Annotated in this window: 8 protein-coding genes and 1 pseudogene; all 9 read right to left on the bottom strand. The window is 55.4% G+C overall.

The features are described from left to right. A complete protein-coding gene (locus VE009_RS17590; RefSeq protein WP_325009906.1) occupies window positions 1-885 on the bottom strand; it encodes a carbohydrate ABC transporter permease in 885 nt (294 codons plus the stop codon). 15 nt (window positions 886-900) lie between these two features. Beyond that, window positions 901-1,854 (bottom strand): ABC transporter permease, encoded by a 954-nt coding sequence (locus VE009_RS17585; protein WP_325009904.1) that lies wholly within the window; start codon window positions 1,852-1,854, stop codon window positions 901-903. A 29-nt stretch (window positions 1,855-1,883) separates the two neighbouring features. Next, window positions 1,884-2,969: a mandelate racemase/muconate lactonizing enzyme family protein gene (locus VE009_RS17580; RefSeq protein WP_325009902.1), complete on the bottom strand. Its 1,086-nt coding sequence runs from the start codon at window positions 2,967-2,969 to the stop codon at window positions 1,884-1,886. A 23-nt stretch (window positions 2,970-2,992) separates the two neighbouring features. Continuing rightward, window positions 2,993-5,167, bottom strand: a complete 2,175-nt coding sequence (locus VE009_RS17575; protein ID WP_325009900.1) for a beta-galactosidase — start codon at window positions 5,165-5,167, stop codon at window positions 2,993-2,995. A gap of 178 nt (window positions 5,168-5,345) precedes the next feature. Continuing rightward, a complete protein-coding gene (locus VE009_RS17570; RefSeq protein ID WP_325009898.1) occupies window positions 5,346-7,676 on the bottom strand; it encodes a helix-turn-helix domain-containing protein in 2,331 nt (776 codons plus the stop codon). Between the two features lie 77 nt (window positions 7,677-7,753). Continuing rightward, the gene (locus VE009_RS17565) at window positions 7,754-9,901 is read right to left on the bottom strand and encodes an alpha-amylase family protein (protein ID WP_325009896.1); all 2,148 of its coding nucleotides are present in this window, start codon (window positions 9,899-9,901) and stop codon (window positions 7,754-7,756) included. Between the two features lie 74 nt (window positions 9,902-9,975). Further along, the gene (locus tag VE009_RS17560; protein WP_325009895.1) at window positions 9,976-11,556 is read right to left on the bottom strand and encodes an extracellular solute-binding protein; all 1,581 of its coding nucleotides are present in this window, start codon (window positions 11,554-11,556) and stop codon (window positions 9,976-9,978) included. 204 nt (window positions 11,557-11,760) lie between these two features. After that, window positions 11,761-13,815: a hypothetical protein gene (locus VE009_RS17555; protein ID WP_325009893.1), complete on the bottom strand. Its 2,055-nt coding sequence runs from the start codon at window positions 13,813-13,815 to the stop codon at window positions 11,761-11,763. 244 nt (window positions 13,816-14,059) lie between these two features. Next, window positions 14,060-14,285, bottom strand: a pseudogene (locus VE009_RS17550) (malate synthase G); the annotation flags it as partial. Between the last annotated feature and the right edge of the window lie 342 nt (window positions 14,286-14,627).

The following is a 14,627-nucleotide window of genomic DNA, read 5'->3' as shown; positions in this document are numbered from 1 at the left end:
TTACCCCTTCACGGATCCGAGCATGACGCCCTTCGCGAAATGCTTCTGCAAGAACGGATACACGAGCAAAATCGGAGCCATGGCCAGCACGATCGAAGCCATGCGAATCGTCTCCTGCGGCAGGAACGCTCCGTCTCCGCCGGAAGCTCCGGCCGCGCCGACGCCGTTCGAGTCGGAATCGATTACGAGGGATTTCACCAGCACTTGAAGCGTCCATTTCTCGGAGTCGGACACGTAGATTAATGCGTTAAAGTACGTATTCCAGTACGCGACGGCGAAGAACAGCGTAAACGCAGCGATCGCGGGCATCGACAACGGAATGACGATCCGCCAAAACACTCCGATTTCGGAACACCCGTCAATGCGGGCCGCCTCCTCCAGCTCCGGCGGCAACGATTCCAAGAAGCTCTTAATGACGATCAAGCTCCAAGCGCTCGTAAGACCGGACCAAATGAGCGACCACAGCGAATTCAGCAGTCCCAACTCTTTAATTAGGAGGTAATTCGGAAGAATGCCCGCGTTAAATACGAGCGTGAATACGACAGCGCTCATCATCAAATTGCGCCCCGGCATCGATTTCTTTGTAAGCGCATACGCAAAGGTAAACGAAACGAGAATGCTGAGAATCGTGCCGACGACCGTGACGAATGTGGTATTCTTGAATGCGTTCACGAAGCTGTTGGTCGACAAAATGTATTGGTACGCAGCGAGCGACCATTGTTCGGGAAACAAATAAAATTTCAGCGGAACGTACACTTCCGGGTCCGTAAACGAAACGCTGAACACATAAATGAAAGGAAAGACGCTGGCGAGCGAAATGATGCCGAGCAGGGAATAGTTTACGTAATCGAAAGCCGTTATTTTTTTCTTCGCTACGAAGCTCATGAATAGTCACCCCATTTAGTAAATTCCTTCATGGCCCATCTTCTTGACGATATAGTTCGAGATGACGACGAGGACGAGTCCGACGACGCCTTTGAACATGCCGACCGTGACGCCGACGCTGATTTGCCCGCGAAGAATGCCGACCGTATAGACGTATGTGTCAAACACCTCGGACACCGATGTGACGAGCGGGTTCGTCATCAGGATCACTTGCTCGAAGCCGACGTCCGCCATTTGCCCAAGTCGCAGAATGAGCAGAATGATGATAGTCGGGCGGATCGCCGGCAGCGTAATATGCCAGATCTGTTTCCAGCGCGACGCACCGTCCATGACGGCTGCCTCATACCGGGCCGGGTCGACGCCAGCCATCGCCGCGAGAAAAATGATCGTGCCCCAGCCGGCTTCCTTCCACATCGTCTGCGCCGTGAGGAGCGCCCAGAAGTATTTCGGCTCGGATAAGAACGTGACGGAATCATGGCCGTACTCCGTGATGATCTTATTCACGATGCCTACATCCGTGGACAAGAGGAAGAAGGTCATACTCGCCACGACGACCCAAGACAAGAAATGCGGCAGGTATACGATGGACTGATTGATTCGTTTGAACGTCTCATGCCGCACCTCGTTGAGCATCAAGGCGAGAACGATCGGAACGGGAAACATGAACACTAAACCGAAGATGTTGATCGCGAACGTATTTCGCAGCATAATGTAAAAGCTTTCGCTCCGGAACAGCTCGGCGAAGTGTTTAAAGCCGACCCATTCGCTTCCCCAGAAGCCGGCATACGGGTTATATTCCTTAAAAGCGATCGACAACCCCCACATCGGGGCGTACTTAAACAATACGAGGTACAACAGCCCCGGGAGCGCCAATACGTACAGCCAGCGATGCTGAACGATTCGATTCAGTAGGCTCGACCGCGTCTGCGTCAGGGATTTATTCTTCTTCGTCGATAGGGACAATGACATGCGCTTCCACCCGCCTTCTCCTTTATTCGTTATTCGCTTACCGCATATTCCGCTTTCGCCAGCCATTCCGGCGAAATGTCAACGCCCCAGCCCGGTCCTTCCGGGACCCGAACGGCCCCGTTCTCGACGGCGAGCGGCTTCGTTAGAAACCCTTCCGTCCAAGGATCGCGTTCGATCGTAAATTCCATATAAGGCCCGGCGTTCCGGAGGGCCGCCACCAAGTGAAGCGTAAACACGGTGACCATCGAGAGGTTAGCGGCGTGCGGCGTACAAGGGATCCCCGCCGTGCGCGCCATTTCCGCAACCTGCAGCGTGCGGTCGATGCCCCCGAGGTAACAGATGTCCGGCTGCACGACGTCCACGGCGCCCATTGCGATCATGCGCCGGAACTGTGCCAGATCGGTATCCTGCTCCCCGCCCGTAACCGGAATGTCGAGCGCGTCGGCGACCTGCTTCGTCCACTCCAGCTCCGGATACGGACACGGTTCCTCGTAATGGGTGACCCCTTGCTCTTGAAGGAAGTACCCGACCTCGATGGCTCGTTTCGGGGTGAAGCCGCTGTTCGCGTCGACGAAGAGGTGCGTGCCGGGCCCGAGCGCCCTGCGCACTTCCTTCACGACATCCTCCGTTCGGCCCGGATAGACGTCTACGTCGTAGGCGAAGTTGTTGCCGATCCGTATCTTGAACGCCTCGTAACCGTACGTCTCCTGCAGGCGAAGCAGCCGTTCCGCTTCATCCTTCGGCGCGATGTCCCGGCGCATGCTGGAGCCGTAGACAGGAATCGCTCGAGGCGTTCCGCCGAGCAGCTCGCATACACTCTTTCCCGCGCGTTTCCCCTTCAAATCCCACAGCGCCGTATCGAGTCCGCCTACCGCCCTGCATACGTATGATCCGGGAAATTTGTGTTCCTTGCGAATGCAGCGCTCGACGAGTCCTCCGATGTCGTTCGCATCCGCACCGAGCGCATGGGGCGCGATCTGCTGATGCAGCACAGCCGCCGATAAATTGGCATGATACGGAGCCAGCTGCCCGTAACCCTGCATGCCGTCCTCGGTTGTCACGCGGACGATCGAAAGCATCCTTGTAGAGAATGTTTCAATTCGCTTGATTTTCATATAAGCCCTCCATTCGATTCGCGTTACCCATCTGCGTCCGCTCCAGGGTCATCGTTTACGCCCTCGTTCATCGTCAGCCAAACGACCAACGCATCTCGCGCCGGTACATGGACGCGAAGCGCGTCGCCGCGCTGCTCGCAGTGCTCCCCGCTCCCCCAATGCATTCTGGACAAGCTCCATCGTCTTTGCTCGTTCCGGAGCGTCACTTGGATTTCGGCGTCGGCCGGCGTTCTGCCGCTATTGACGATCCATAGCGCCATATCGCCGCTTGGGTGGGAGGACATTCTCGCCTGAAGCGAGCCGCTGCCCGCTATTCTCAGCGTTGGCACAACGCCGGCCCATTCCAACACGTTCGCGAAGAAGGTTGCGTTCGTACCTTGCTTTCCGTGGTAGTACGCCGCTGAAGGGAACGTGCCGATCAACAGCGTCCGTCCTGCCCCCCAGCTGTTCTCGATTACCGCCGGGCAGCCGTTGCCGTAACGTCCCACCGTGCGGCCGGTCGTCGGGCGGAACGTCTGTTTGTAAACGCCGCCATAAACGCGGTTGCCGTTCCAGCCGAAGGTCAATTCGCGGAACCGGTCCGGCATGAACTGAACGTCCGTTTCCACCGCTCCGAAAAGTTCGGTTAATCCGTAATTCGGTTGCATCGTACCGACGCGGCCGCCTTCGCCGAAATACGCCGGGCACCCTTCGCTGATCAGCGTGCCGCCTCGGTGCACCCATGCCGATAACGTCTCCGCGGCAGCTTCCGTCATCATGATCGGATACGGGAGATAGACCGTCTGGTAGTCGTCTATTTGCTCCAAGCGAATCCAATCCGCCTGCACATTGCCGTCGAAGAACGCTTGGTAGGCGCCCCATGCGGCGTGGCTATAATGCTCGTCTCGGCTCTCGGCGTTCAGCAGCGCGTCGAATACCTGCGAATCCGGCAGCAGTAGAATCCCGATCTCGCCCTTGACGGGCGCCGATTCCCACAGCTCCTTCCGCGCCGGCGCATTCGCCCACTTCGCGATCTTCGAAGCCGTCTCGGAACGCTTCGTCGGCGCGCCGTCCATACCGTACGGGCCGAAGGCGCCGAAGAGCGGTCCGTCGAGGAGCGGCCTCCATCTCGGGAACAGCAACCCTCTTGCGCCCCCGGCGAAAGAAATCATCTGCCATACCCGAAGATCCTCCGGGTCGGCGATTCTCCCGTCCTCCTCCGTCCGACCGACGACTTGCGGCTGAAGCCATAGGGGTCCTCCCTGCGCCTCGGCGTGCCAGAACGGCTTCCCGCGCGAGGCGGAGCGAACGAGATCCACCGCGTGCCACTGCTTCCATGGTTCGTTGCCCTTGCGGGAGGCGACCCATGTAAAGCCGTAGAGATCAACTCGCGACGCCGCCTCCCAATCGTCCGCCCCGGCGAGCGCAAGCTGATTGACGCTTCCGGCAATGCCATGCGCCGTGATCCAGCTCCGGGAATCGACCTTGCGAAGGAGATCAATTCTCCACTGCATCTGTTCGTAAAAATGTTCCCTCTTAAAATGCAGCCAGTCCGCACACTCCGGATAAGGCGCAAGGGTAACCGGCGGCTCGATTTGTTCCCACGCCGTATAGCTGTAGCGCCGCCAGGAGCGGTTTAACGCGGCAAGATCTCCGTATTTTCGCTCCAACCACGCGCGGAACCGTTCCTTCGTATGCTCGCAATAGCAAATGTCGGCCGCGTAATTGCATTCGTTCCAAACATCGTAGCCGACGACGGAAGGGTGATCCTTATACCTCTCGGCAAGGGCTGTGAGGAATCGACCGGCTCGTTCCCTTGCAACGGGATGATCTAAGCACAGCAGGCCTGAGGTACCGCTGCCGAACCCGCCGGTCGCCGAACTCACCCCCATCTGGCTCCGAAGTCGGGTTCCGTCGCTCCGTCGGTAGACGGCGTCCGGATGGGCCGCGGCCATCCATTCCGGGACCGACGTAATCATTTCCGCGATAATGGTCTTGATTCCGTTCCTAGCCGCCAAATCCAACTGACGATCGTAATCGTCCCAATCGTATCGGTCCGGGGCGGTTTCAATCGCCCCCCATAAGAACCAATGGCGGAACATGTTCATCCCGTCGGCCTGAGCCTGCGCATAATCCCTTTCCCAATCCGCTTCCGGCGGATTAGATTTTCGAAAGTAGACGCTGCCGTACGGAAGCTGCGGGAGCTCGGTTTTGTTCATGACAATGCCACCTTAGGTTTCACGTATGATTATGAATCTGAACGATGCCGATGCTTACAAATTTATCTTATGGTCTCTTGCGGACGGTACGAAAGAGACAGTTTTCGCTATGCGGTCCCTCGTACAAAAATGGTCCGTCAAAGCAAAAACTGTCTCTAGGTCGGCGCCGCTTCCGCGGCTAGCGATATTTAGCCCGGTAGTTGCCGGGCGAAAGCTGGATATGGCGTTGAAAGATCCGGTTCAAATTCCGTTCGGAGTACCCTACCGCCAAGGCGATCTCGCTGATGCTCCGCTCGGTTTCCCGCAGCAGCCGCTTTGCTTCCGACACCTTGCATTCCACGACGTACTCCAAGAAATTCATACCCATTTCCTTCTTAAACAAACGGCTTAAATAGGATGGACTGACCCCGATCATTTCGGCGCATTGCACGAGCGATAAATCTTCTCCGCAATTTTCTCGAATGTACTTGCAAATATACTGTATTCCTGTCTCGCTATCCGATTCGCGCTCGCTCCGGGTAAGACATACGTAGAGCGGAAATACCGTTTGTTCGAACCAACCGAACACTTCCGAGAAGGTCTGCTTGGTTTTCAGCTGTTCGAACAAATTTTGCTCCATCAGTTCCATCTGGTTTACATTATGCTTATCCAATGACGCGATCAGCGACGACAAGAGCAGGTGGTAGCTCTGATGGATGAACACATATGATTGAGATCCTCGTAAGAGATCTGCAAATTTACGCAGGTGTTCCGTGGCCATCGATGCGTCCTCCCGATCAAGCGCATCGATCATATCCGCCTCCAGCTCGCGCGGATATCTGAGGATCGTTTGCTTTTTCTCAGACTCCACATCTTCAATAAAGAGGATGCGCTCCGAATCCTGGAAGATCCGATATTGAAGCGCGTTCTGCGCTTCCTTGTAGGATACCCTCGCATCGGCGATGTGCGAGTAATATCGCCCGATGCCGACCGTCACATCGAACGCCAATACACTTTTCAACGCTGACGACACCGCGTGAGCATACTCAAGCGTGCGTTCATGCATATGGTTCTGATCCAGACCGGAATTAAACTGAACGATCGCCACGCCGGCGCCTTGGTAAGGAACGACATGGCCTTGAAGCGACGCTTGCGCGCGCAAGATCTCCTCCATGACGTTTGCCAATGCGAAGGCTACGATGCTGCGCTCCTCGGGGAGGAACCGCTTATCGCTGTGCAAATTTTCCGCTTGGACAATCAGTACGACATTCGTAAATTGGGTATTGATTCCGTAATTTTTGCAATCCTGCAGCAGCCTGGCGTGATTCGTATATTGTCCGACGAGCAGCTGTTGCAGACATTTCTCCCGCATGGACGGTTCGATTTTCTCCATGAACTCCGAGAGATGATGTTTTTCCTTATTGAGTTGGTCGAGCGTGGCCTTAATATATTCTAGCTCGTTCTCCTTGACGGGGACGCGCTCCGCATTCAAACTCCGGCTGTAATCGATTAGACGCTCGATCGGACTATACGCCTTGCGCGCCGTAATCCATGTTAAGATCATTCCGATCCCCATGAACGACAGTAGGATAAGCAGCGTCATGCCTCCGATCCAGCGGAACTGGCTCGTAATTACGTGCTCAGGGACGATCGTTACATATGTCCTGGAGAATATGTTCTTCGTGTAATGGTAGTGGGCCGGCTTGCCGTCAATGCCCGGAGCGACGAAGCGCTCCTCGTTTTTCCCGGCGGCGGCGATATTGTCGATCGCTTGCAGCTGTGCGGCCAGTTCCTGCTTGCGGGCATTCTCTTCAGCGTTTGTACCGAACAATTCACGGTAATTTAAGATGATCAGTTCCGAGCCTCTGGGAATGACGACGGTGTCCGCTTCGAGGAAGCTAGCGAACGAGGCGGCTTCGATCTCGAATGCTAGCACGGCCTTCGCTTCCCCCCCGCCGACCATCGGCAGCATACGGGCGAACGTAATGTAACCGTCCTTCCCGCTGCTTGGCAGCCGGGCCCATTGGGACAGCCGGCCGCTTTGCATCAGGGCTTGGATATCGCTTTCGTGCTTGAACTCATTCCTTGCGATTACGCCGTATTCGTTCGATACTACTAAACCTTCGGCGTCCAGGTAGAGGAAGATTTCGCTGATAAAGCCGTTCATGTTTTTCGCCACCGACAGCCGGTCCAATAGCTCGATATGCCAGATGAGCGATTGCGGATGATGCGGGTGACCGATCATCTTCGAGAGCAGCGGGTCCTTGGCTAACTGGAGCGACTCCTGTTCGATGCCTTGCAGCACCCGTTCCGCCCGGTCCTTCATGAGAAGCAACGAGGCGTCGCTTTCCGCATGAATGTACTGCTCCATCCGGCTCATCGAAATATAGTGGTACGCAGCGCTTGCGAGAATGACCGGAATGCAGGCGGAAATACAGCTGAGCCATATTAATCGAAGCAGGTATTTCCGCGGATTCACCGTTTTTTTGTTAACATTACCCATTCCCAAATACGTTTTCCAGTTAGCCATCTTTCCGTACCCCCACCTGATTGCATCCTGGAATCAGCGTTTGCTCTCCCGAATGATCGATACCCTGTTTTTGAAAATTACGCCTCGAATACTACGACGTCGTAATCGATTACAACCGGCACCGTAACCGATACGGTTTGCGCATCGGTTTTCAGCGCTAACGGCACATGATCCGACAGCAGGTACGCGCGCTTCGGACGGAACGCGTCCGTGGCCGGAAGCGTGACGGTAATGTCCCGTGCCGGGATGATTTCGGCGAACATGCGCCGGCCGCCATTGACGTTGACGAGATGCACCGCCTGCTTGTTTTGCAGGGAACGAATCGTCGTCAGCACCGTCTGCGGCGCATCCGTCTGCAGCGGCAACGAATCGTTGACCGCCCATTTGACCGCGTTCGCGAGCAGCAGCGCCCAGTCCGGATAGCCGGCCCGCAGGTATGCCGTATCCGGTTGACCCGGGAAGTACACGGTCCTTCCTCCGGACGCGTGCTCCGATGCAATCGCCATAGGATGTCCGGTGTCCGGTTGCTGCGTGTACGACATCCCCTCAGGGAACACGCGGAATGCGGCCGACAACGTCAACGGTACGGATCCGCCGTTCTTCGCGCTTACTCGGCAGAACTGGTTGGACGCCGGGATGACCTTCGTATCGCCAATGGTCTTCAGGAGCGGATGGGACGCGTCTCGGATGTTCATATACGCCTGTTTAAACACGCCGTTATTTTCGCCCATGACCGATTCCGTCGTTTGATACGCGGCTTGGAACAAATCCGAGAGCAAGAACTCGTCGCGCTTGTTGCCGTCGGTATCGAACAAAGACGTCTCGAAGGTTGCGACTAGGCTTCCCCCATTGCTCACGTAGGCCCGCAACGCTTCCGCGGTCGAATCGGACATACAAGCGGCCGATGGCAACACGATCGCGGCATATTTCGAAAGATCTCCGGTGTTCACGAAGTTGTCGGAGATGATATCGAACGGAATGTGATAATCCGACAACGCTTGTTCGAAGCCGCGGATCGCCTCGACGTAACGAGCCTTCGCATCGTCTCTCCCATAATAAAACAGAGTGTCCTGCGAGTATAGAAGCGCGACGTTGGCCGCCGATCGGTCGTTTGCGAAATACGCTTGGTTTTTCTCCACGAATGAATACAAGGAAGCAACCGCCGGGAACCCCCTTTGGTCTTCATGTACCTTAGGCGGACCGCCGGACAAATTCAAAATCGCATTGCCGCCGTTCGCGTAAATCTGCGCCATATAGACCTTCTGCTCCGCCGGAGGGACCGCATTTCTGCGCCATGGCCACGCTTGGAAGTACGACGCCAGCACCCACGGCTGATGATCGCTGACCGTATTGAGAAAGTTCGCTTCCTCCGCCGGCATCATCAAGAAGTCCCAGTGGTTCGTGTCGCCCTCCACGCGAACGCGCGTCTGCGCTTCGACCTGCACGGCATCGATGTACTGCGCCATCCGTTCGATGTCGAGCGCGCCTTTCGTCGTCCAGCCCGGGTCACCGAAGGCGACGCTGTTGCACATCACCGGCAAATCCGCGCGAAGCGACTTCACGAGATCGTATAGAAACTTCGATCGATCGACGACGCGCTGTTGTCTCCAGCGTTGAAATACGCCCCAGTTCGGGTCGTTCCAATCGTCGTTCGCCGGCACTTCATTGCCGCTGTATTCCTTATACGCTTCTTGGCAGCGTGCACAATAGCAAATGCCATTGCCATACGAAGAGAACCCGTAGCTGCCTCCCCCGAACTTAATGCCGTCCACATCGTAGCGAGTCACGATTTCTCGCAAAATTTCCGACAAGTATTCGTTCTGGTATCCGCTCAACGGACAAGCGATATAGAAATTGCCTAAGTCCTTGTTTGCCTTATACGGATGTCCGTCCCGGTCAAGCGAGCACCAGTCCGGATGCAGCTCCGCCGCGTTGCCTGGAATCAAGCTTAAGTCCATCGCAGGAACCGCACGAATGTCCTGCGCATGCAGCGCCTTTACGATGTCGCCCGTTAAATCGCGGTCTCCAAGAAACGGACTGACCCGGATGGACAGCGACGTCGGATGCACGGTGACATAGCCTGCGCAAAAGAACGACAACACGTTCACGCTCATCGCCTTCAGATCGGTGGCTAACCGTTCTGCGTCGAAGTCGATGACATCGATATCCCGTATGGTTAAATGTACGCCTCTCGACCGTTGCTCTAACCAATCCGCTTTTCCCATGAGTGCCTCCAATCGTGAATGCGGGCCATGGAAGGAGCTCTAAACCGCCCTTTCCATGGCCGCTAATCATAGATTTAGTTACCGATCTTTTCTTTGTACGCTTGCGCGAATTCCTGATATGCCTTCTGAATCTCCGGCTTACCGTTCAATCCGTCGACGTACGCTTGGTACTCTTCCATCGAAATTTGTCCGACGATCGCCTTGACGACCATCGACTCCCATTCCGCTTGATACTTCGGCCATTCCGCCGTCCACGTATCGGAGCTGATCACGGAGAAGATGTTGATCTTGCCGACCTCCGCGAATATCTTAACCGACTCCATTTTCGCGTCGTTGTACGCCTTCGGCGCCGACGGGTTGACGACCTTCATTTTGTTGTTATAAGCCATCGCGAATACTTGGTTCGCGTTCGTCGTCACCTGCTTCTTGCCGAGCTCCGTCAGCTGCGGCTGACCGTCGACCACGGTGTGATGTACGTTCTCGATGCCGTAGTAGTTGAAATCCGTATACTCCTGCGTCGCCGTCATATCCATGTACGCAAGGATTTGCTTCACCTTTTCCTCCGGCACCTTCTTGGAGATATACATCGCGCCGAAGAACGGCGTCGCGAGCCCCGCGCTGTTGCCTCTCGGACCTTCGAGCGGAGGAAGCGTGATCAGCTCCGCTTCCGGCTGCACCTTGCGAATTTCCTGCTCCCACGTATAATCGCGCCAGATGTTACGCGCGTAAGAAGCGGCGCGGCCCGTGGCGAACATCTCTTCCGCCTGCGTCTTCTTTATCGCGGAGAACTCCTTCGCAAGCACGCCGTTCGCGTACAAATCGCGGAACCAAGCGACCATCTCGGTGTAATTCGTCGTCAAGTTGTCCTTGACGAGACCGCCTTGCTCGTTAAACACCGGGTCGAGCGCGCCGAAAGGACCCATGTAGTTGTTGTCTCCGTCGTCCAGCAGGAAGCCGTGACCGAGGATGCCGATCGTATCGTTCTTCCCGTTGCCGTCCGGATCGCCCTTTACGATCGTCTTGAGCGCATTCGCATACTCGTCGATCGTCGTCGGCACCGGCAGATTGAACTTGTCCAGCCAGTCCTTCCGAATGTTAATTGCCACGTCGATGTGCGGACGGTTCCGCGGAATGCCGTAGATTTTGCCGTCTACCTTTAAATAGTTCCATACGTTCGGTTCGCTGTTGTTCTTCAGATTCGGATATTCGCTGAAATCCCCGAAGAACGGCGTTAAATCCCAGAACGCGCCTTGCTTGATCGCGCTAAGCAGCGTCGGCCGCGTCGCGCTCGTCGCTACCAATATTTCCGGCAGGTTGCCCGATGCAAGGACAAGGTCGAACTTCGTGTCGTAATCTCCGGACGGAATCCACTCGACATCCAGCTTCGTATTCGTGCGCTTTTGCCATTCCGACCAATATTCGTCGTTCATGTCCGGCACGTCGGAATACGATGGCACCATAAATTGGAGTTCCAAAGGCTCCGCGCTTGCCGATCCTCCTGCCGCCGGAGCGGCCGGCTCGTTCGTTTTCGACGTTTCGGCCTGACCTCCTCCGTCGTTGCTCGGCTCGGTCCCCGTTCCCCCGGCACAACCTGCAATCAAACTTAGCGACAGTACCAGCGAAACCGTCATGCTCCAAACTTTGCGACCCTTCATGTGTACCCTCCCTAATCTTCTGATCGTAAGGCGAGACCGGATGTCCCCATCGAATCCGGTAGCGCTTTCAATCCGATTGTATTGATGTTTTCGCTCGCTTGGTACTGACAGTTTTTGATGCTGCGCGGCCGGCCAAGGGGTGAACAAATATTGTCTGTCGGTTCATGAACTGTCCTCGATCGCAAAATAACCGTTAGAGCAGCGCTATTTCTTAACGAACGCAATATCCTCGTCTACCTGCGGCAAAAACAGCTCCCAGTGGAAGGGCGTCTTCCCGAGATGCATCAGCGGCTGCTCCGTGTAGTGCGATTTCGTGACCTCGACAAGCGCCCTCCAGTGTCCGGCGGCTCCCTCCGACTGAAGATAATGGATCGCTTTCACCCGCTCGCCCTCGTCTCCGGTGACCCGGTATATTTCGTATGAAACGCCCGCACGCAATTTGTAGGCGAAATACATGCCTAGATAGCACCATGCCTGAATGTCGGCGATCTCGCATTGAAGACCCGGCAAGTCGGACGGAAGCTCCCCGACAAGTTCGAGCGCTTGAGACGCGTCGCGTTCCAGCCGCTCGGCCAGTTGCAAGGGCGTGATTCGTCCCTCCGTCGACTGGCCGTTTCGCTTGCGCGCTACGAACTCGCGGATCGATAAATACGACGGATCGAACGGCTGGCTCTCCAATAAGTCTTCGAGCGAGATGAACGCTTTCCCGCCGTTATATTCTTCCTCGCCCGTCGATAGGAAGCCTTCCGCATACAGCGTGAAATCCCAAGTAAATTTATAAAACGACCCCAGCGCCATCGGCATGCCGCAAGCCAGCGCATATGCCCGCAACAAGGTCTCTCCCGCCTCGGTCCCGAGACGCCGATTCATCTCCTTCGTAAAGATGCCGTCCGGCGTCGAAGGCTCGTACAACAACCGTCCCCAAAGCATGTAATAAAGCCAGTGCTTCTCATAAGCATAATTCCAGTGCATATGCGGATGAGGCCGGATATGGGAGTAATCTTTGCCCGGGATAAAACATTCGGATCCGATGTAATACCCGCCAACGTAATCTTGGCCGTTCCTCGTGATATGCTCTCGGATAAAATCGGGCTTCGCCCATCGCAGCGTGAAGAAATCCTCGTTTCGGACCATCCACGTAATTTTATAGTTGCTCGGCGCCGGATCCCAATAGCCTTGCATGCCGTTGGAGCCGCCGTGCGTCAGCAGCAGCTCCGTCGCGGAGTACGCATGCGACCAGTTGAATTTAATCTCCAGCCACACAGGTCCAATAAAACAGTCATTCTGTTCGATGGAGCTTCGCGTAATCGACGGATCGACGGAGAATGGCGCGCGATGGATGAATTTGATCGGGCGGCTTGCCCGCTTCATTCCCTCGTAATACACATCCTCGATCCAAGCCTGTCTGGCTTCGGGCGTCATATCGTTCATTCGCTCCCCTAGCGCTAAGCCGAAGCCGGTCAAATCCGGATATTCGTCGATCATTTGCGTTACGCTGTCCCGCGTGTATCGCCGGATCCGTTCGCTGTCGTACGAGTCCCCGTAGTGATACATCGTATCGTCCACCGCATTCTCCTCGTATGCGGTACGGAACGCTTCGGACACGATAATATTCCAGTTAAGCATGTACGTTTCGATGCCCCGGTCCTTCGCCATTCGAAACAGCTTGGTCCAATACGATTTCCATTCCGCAAGCTGTTCGTCCGAAAGCGGCGTGGCGTCAGGAAACGATGCGGTACGGAGCATATAAGGAAACGGATGCAAATTCCAGAGGGTTAACGCGTTGTATCGGTTTTCGGCCATCATATCCAGAAAACCTTGCCAAAACTCCAAATCGCGGACGGTTTCCATCTGCAGCTCGAAGCATTCGTTCTTTCGGTAGCTGGACCATGGGAGGTTAAACTTTACGGCGCGGAACGGGAATCGCGGGTTCACGATTCCCTCCTCCACCTCAGAGAACGACGACCCGTTGCGCAGCCGTTCCGCAAGCTCCAACGTGCCGTACATCGCTCCTGTTTCGTCCGTCGCCAGAACGCAAAGCGCCGGTTCCTGCTTTCCTGGCAAGGTTGCTCGACGGAATTCGAACCCTTCGGATCGTACCGCTTCGCTCACCGCTACACCGTGCGCGTCCTCTTCCCTGTGAGCGATGAGTACGGTTCCTTCCGAAGACGCTGCCAAGTCAAGCAGCGCTTGCCGAAGTTTCTCGACCGCGAACCCGATTCGCTTCGAGCCGGTATTCCATAACACCTCGATTGCCACGTTTCGTTCCCTCCCGCGTTATACGTTTTGAGTCGTCTTCAGCTTCCTTGCAATCCGATGCCAAGCCTGCATACACGTTCGACTTCTTCTGCAGCCATACGGACGATTTCATATCGTTCTTGCGGATCAACGGTCCCGCTTCCATCGACGTATGCTTCTCGCCGCCGGTCCGGTCCAAGAAACCCGTAAGCCCTCAGGTTTATTGACTTGCGTCGTTCCTCGTCCATTACGCCGATCTTCAGCGTCTCCGCGGATCGGGTTGTACGCGGCGGTCCGCTCCGTTCTCGTCCGGTATCGCATCCGTGCCGTAAAGGGCGTCGTACAAGCTTCCCCAGCGGGCATTCGTTGCGTTAACCGCATACCTTGCGTACCGGCACAACGAGCTGCGGCCCCGCCTGAACGGAGATCTCGTCGTCGACATTCTCAATCGTCACCTAGAAATGCTCCGGTTCCTGCTCCAGATAGCCGATCTCCCGAAGGAAGGATTTATAAGCTTCGAAGTCGAAATGATTACCCCACTGGTTCCTCCTCCTAGAGAATTTATGAGATGCTAGTTAAAAATTTCGTTTATATTCATTATTATGAACGTGGTTCATGATAATGATTGGATTTAGTTTATCATTGCCTTTCCAATTCGGTCAATTTGAAAATGCTTTCAATGGAATGCTCGTTTCATTGACTCCGTTTCTGATCCATTTATACTGATCCCCGGGTTTTCACAACCTCTTCAATTTCGTTTATTTGATAATTGTTATCCAGCAGTTTCTCCGGAGATAAACGAATCCAAAATAATCTGCTCGTCACTAACAGGG

Origin of the sequence: Paenibacillus sp. (genome assembly GCF_035645195.1) — a bacterium.
Classification (GTDB): Bacteria; Bacillota; Bacilli; order Paenibacillales; family YIM-B00363; genus Paenibacillus_AE.
Note: the sequence above shows the minus strand (reverse complement) of the source record. Positions and strands in the feature narration are given on the sequence as shown.

Coding starts and splice junctions, on each gene's coding strand:
- VE009_RS17580 (WP_325009902.1), bottom strand. CDS start 2,969: ATGAAAATCAAGCGAATTGAAACATTCTCTACAAGGATGCTTTCGATC.
- VE009_RS17570 (WP_325009898.1), bottom strand. CDS start 7,676: ATGGCTAACTGGAAAACGTATTTGGGAATGGGTAATGTTAACAAAAAA.
- VE009_RS17585 (WP_325009904.1), bottom strand. CDS start 1,854: ATGTCATTGTCCCTATCGACGAAGAAGAATAAATCCCTGACGCAGACG.
- VE009_RS17575 (WP_325009900.1), bottom strand. CDS start 5,167: ATGAACAAAACCGAGCTCCCGCAGCTTCCGTACGGCAGCGTCTACTTT.
- VE009_RS17560 (WP_325009895.1), bottom strand. CDS start 11,556: ATGAAGGGTCGCAAAGTTTGGAGCATGACGGTTTCGCTGGTACTGTCG.
- VE009_RS17590 (WP_325009906.1), bottom strand. CDS start 885: ATGAGCTTCGTAGCGAAGAAAAAAATAACGGCTTTCGATTACGTAAAC.
- VE009_RS17565 (WP_325009896.1), bottom strand. CDS start 9,901: ATGGGAAAAGCGGATTGGTTAGAGCAACGGTCGAGAGGCGTACATTTA.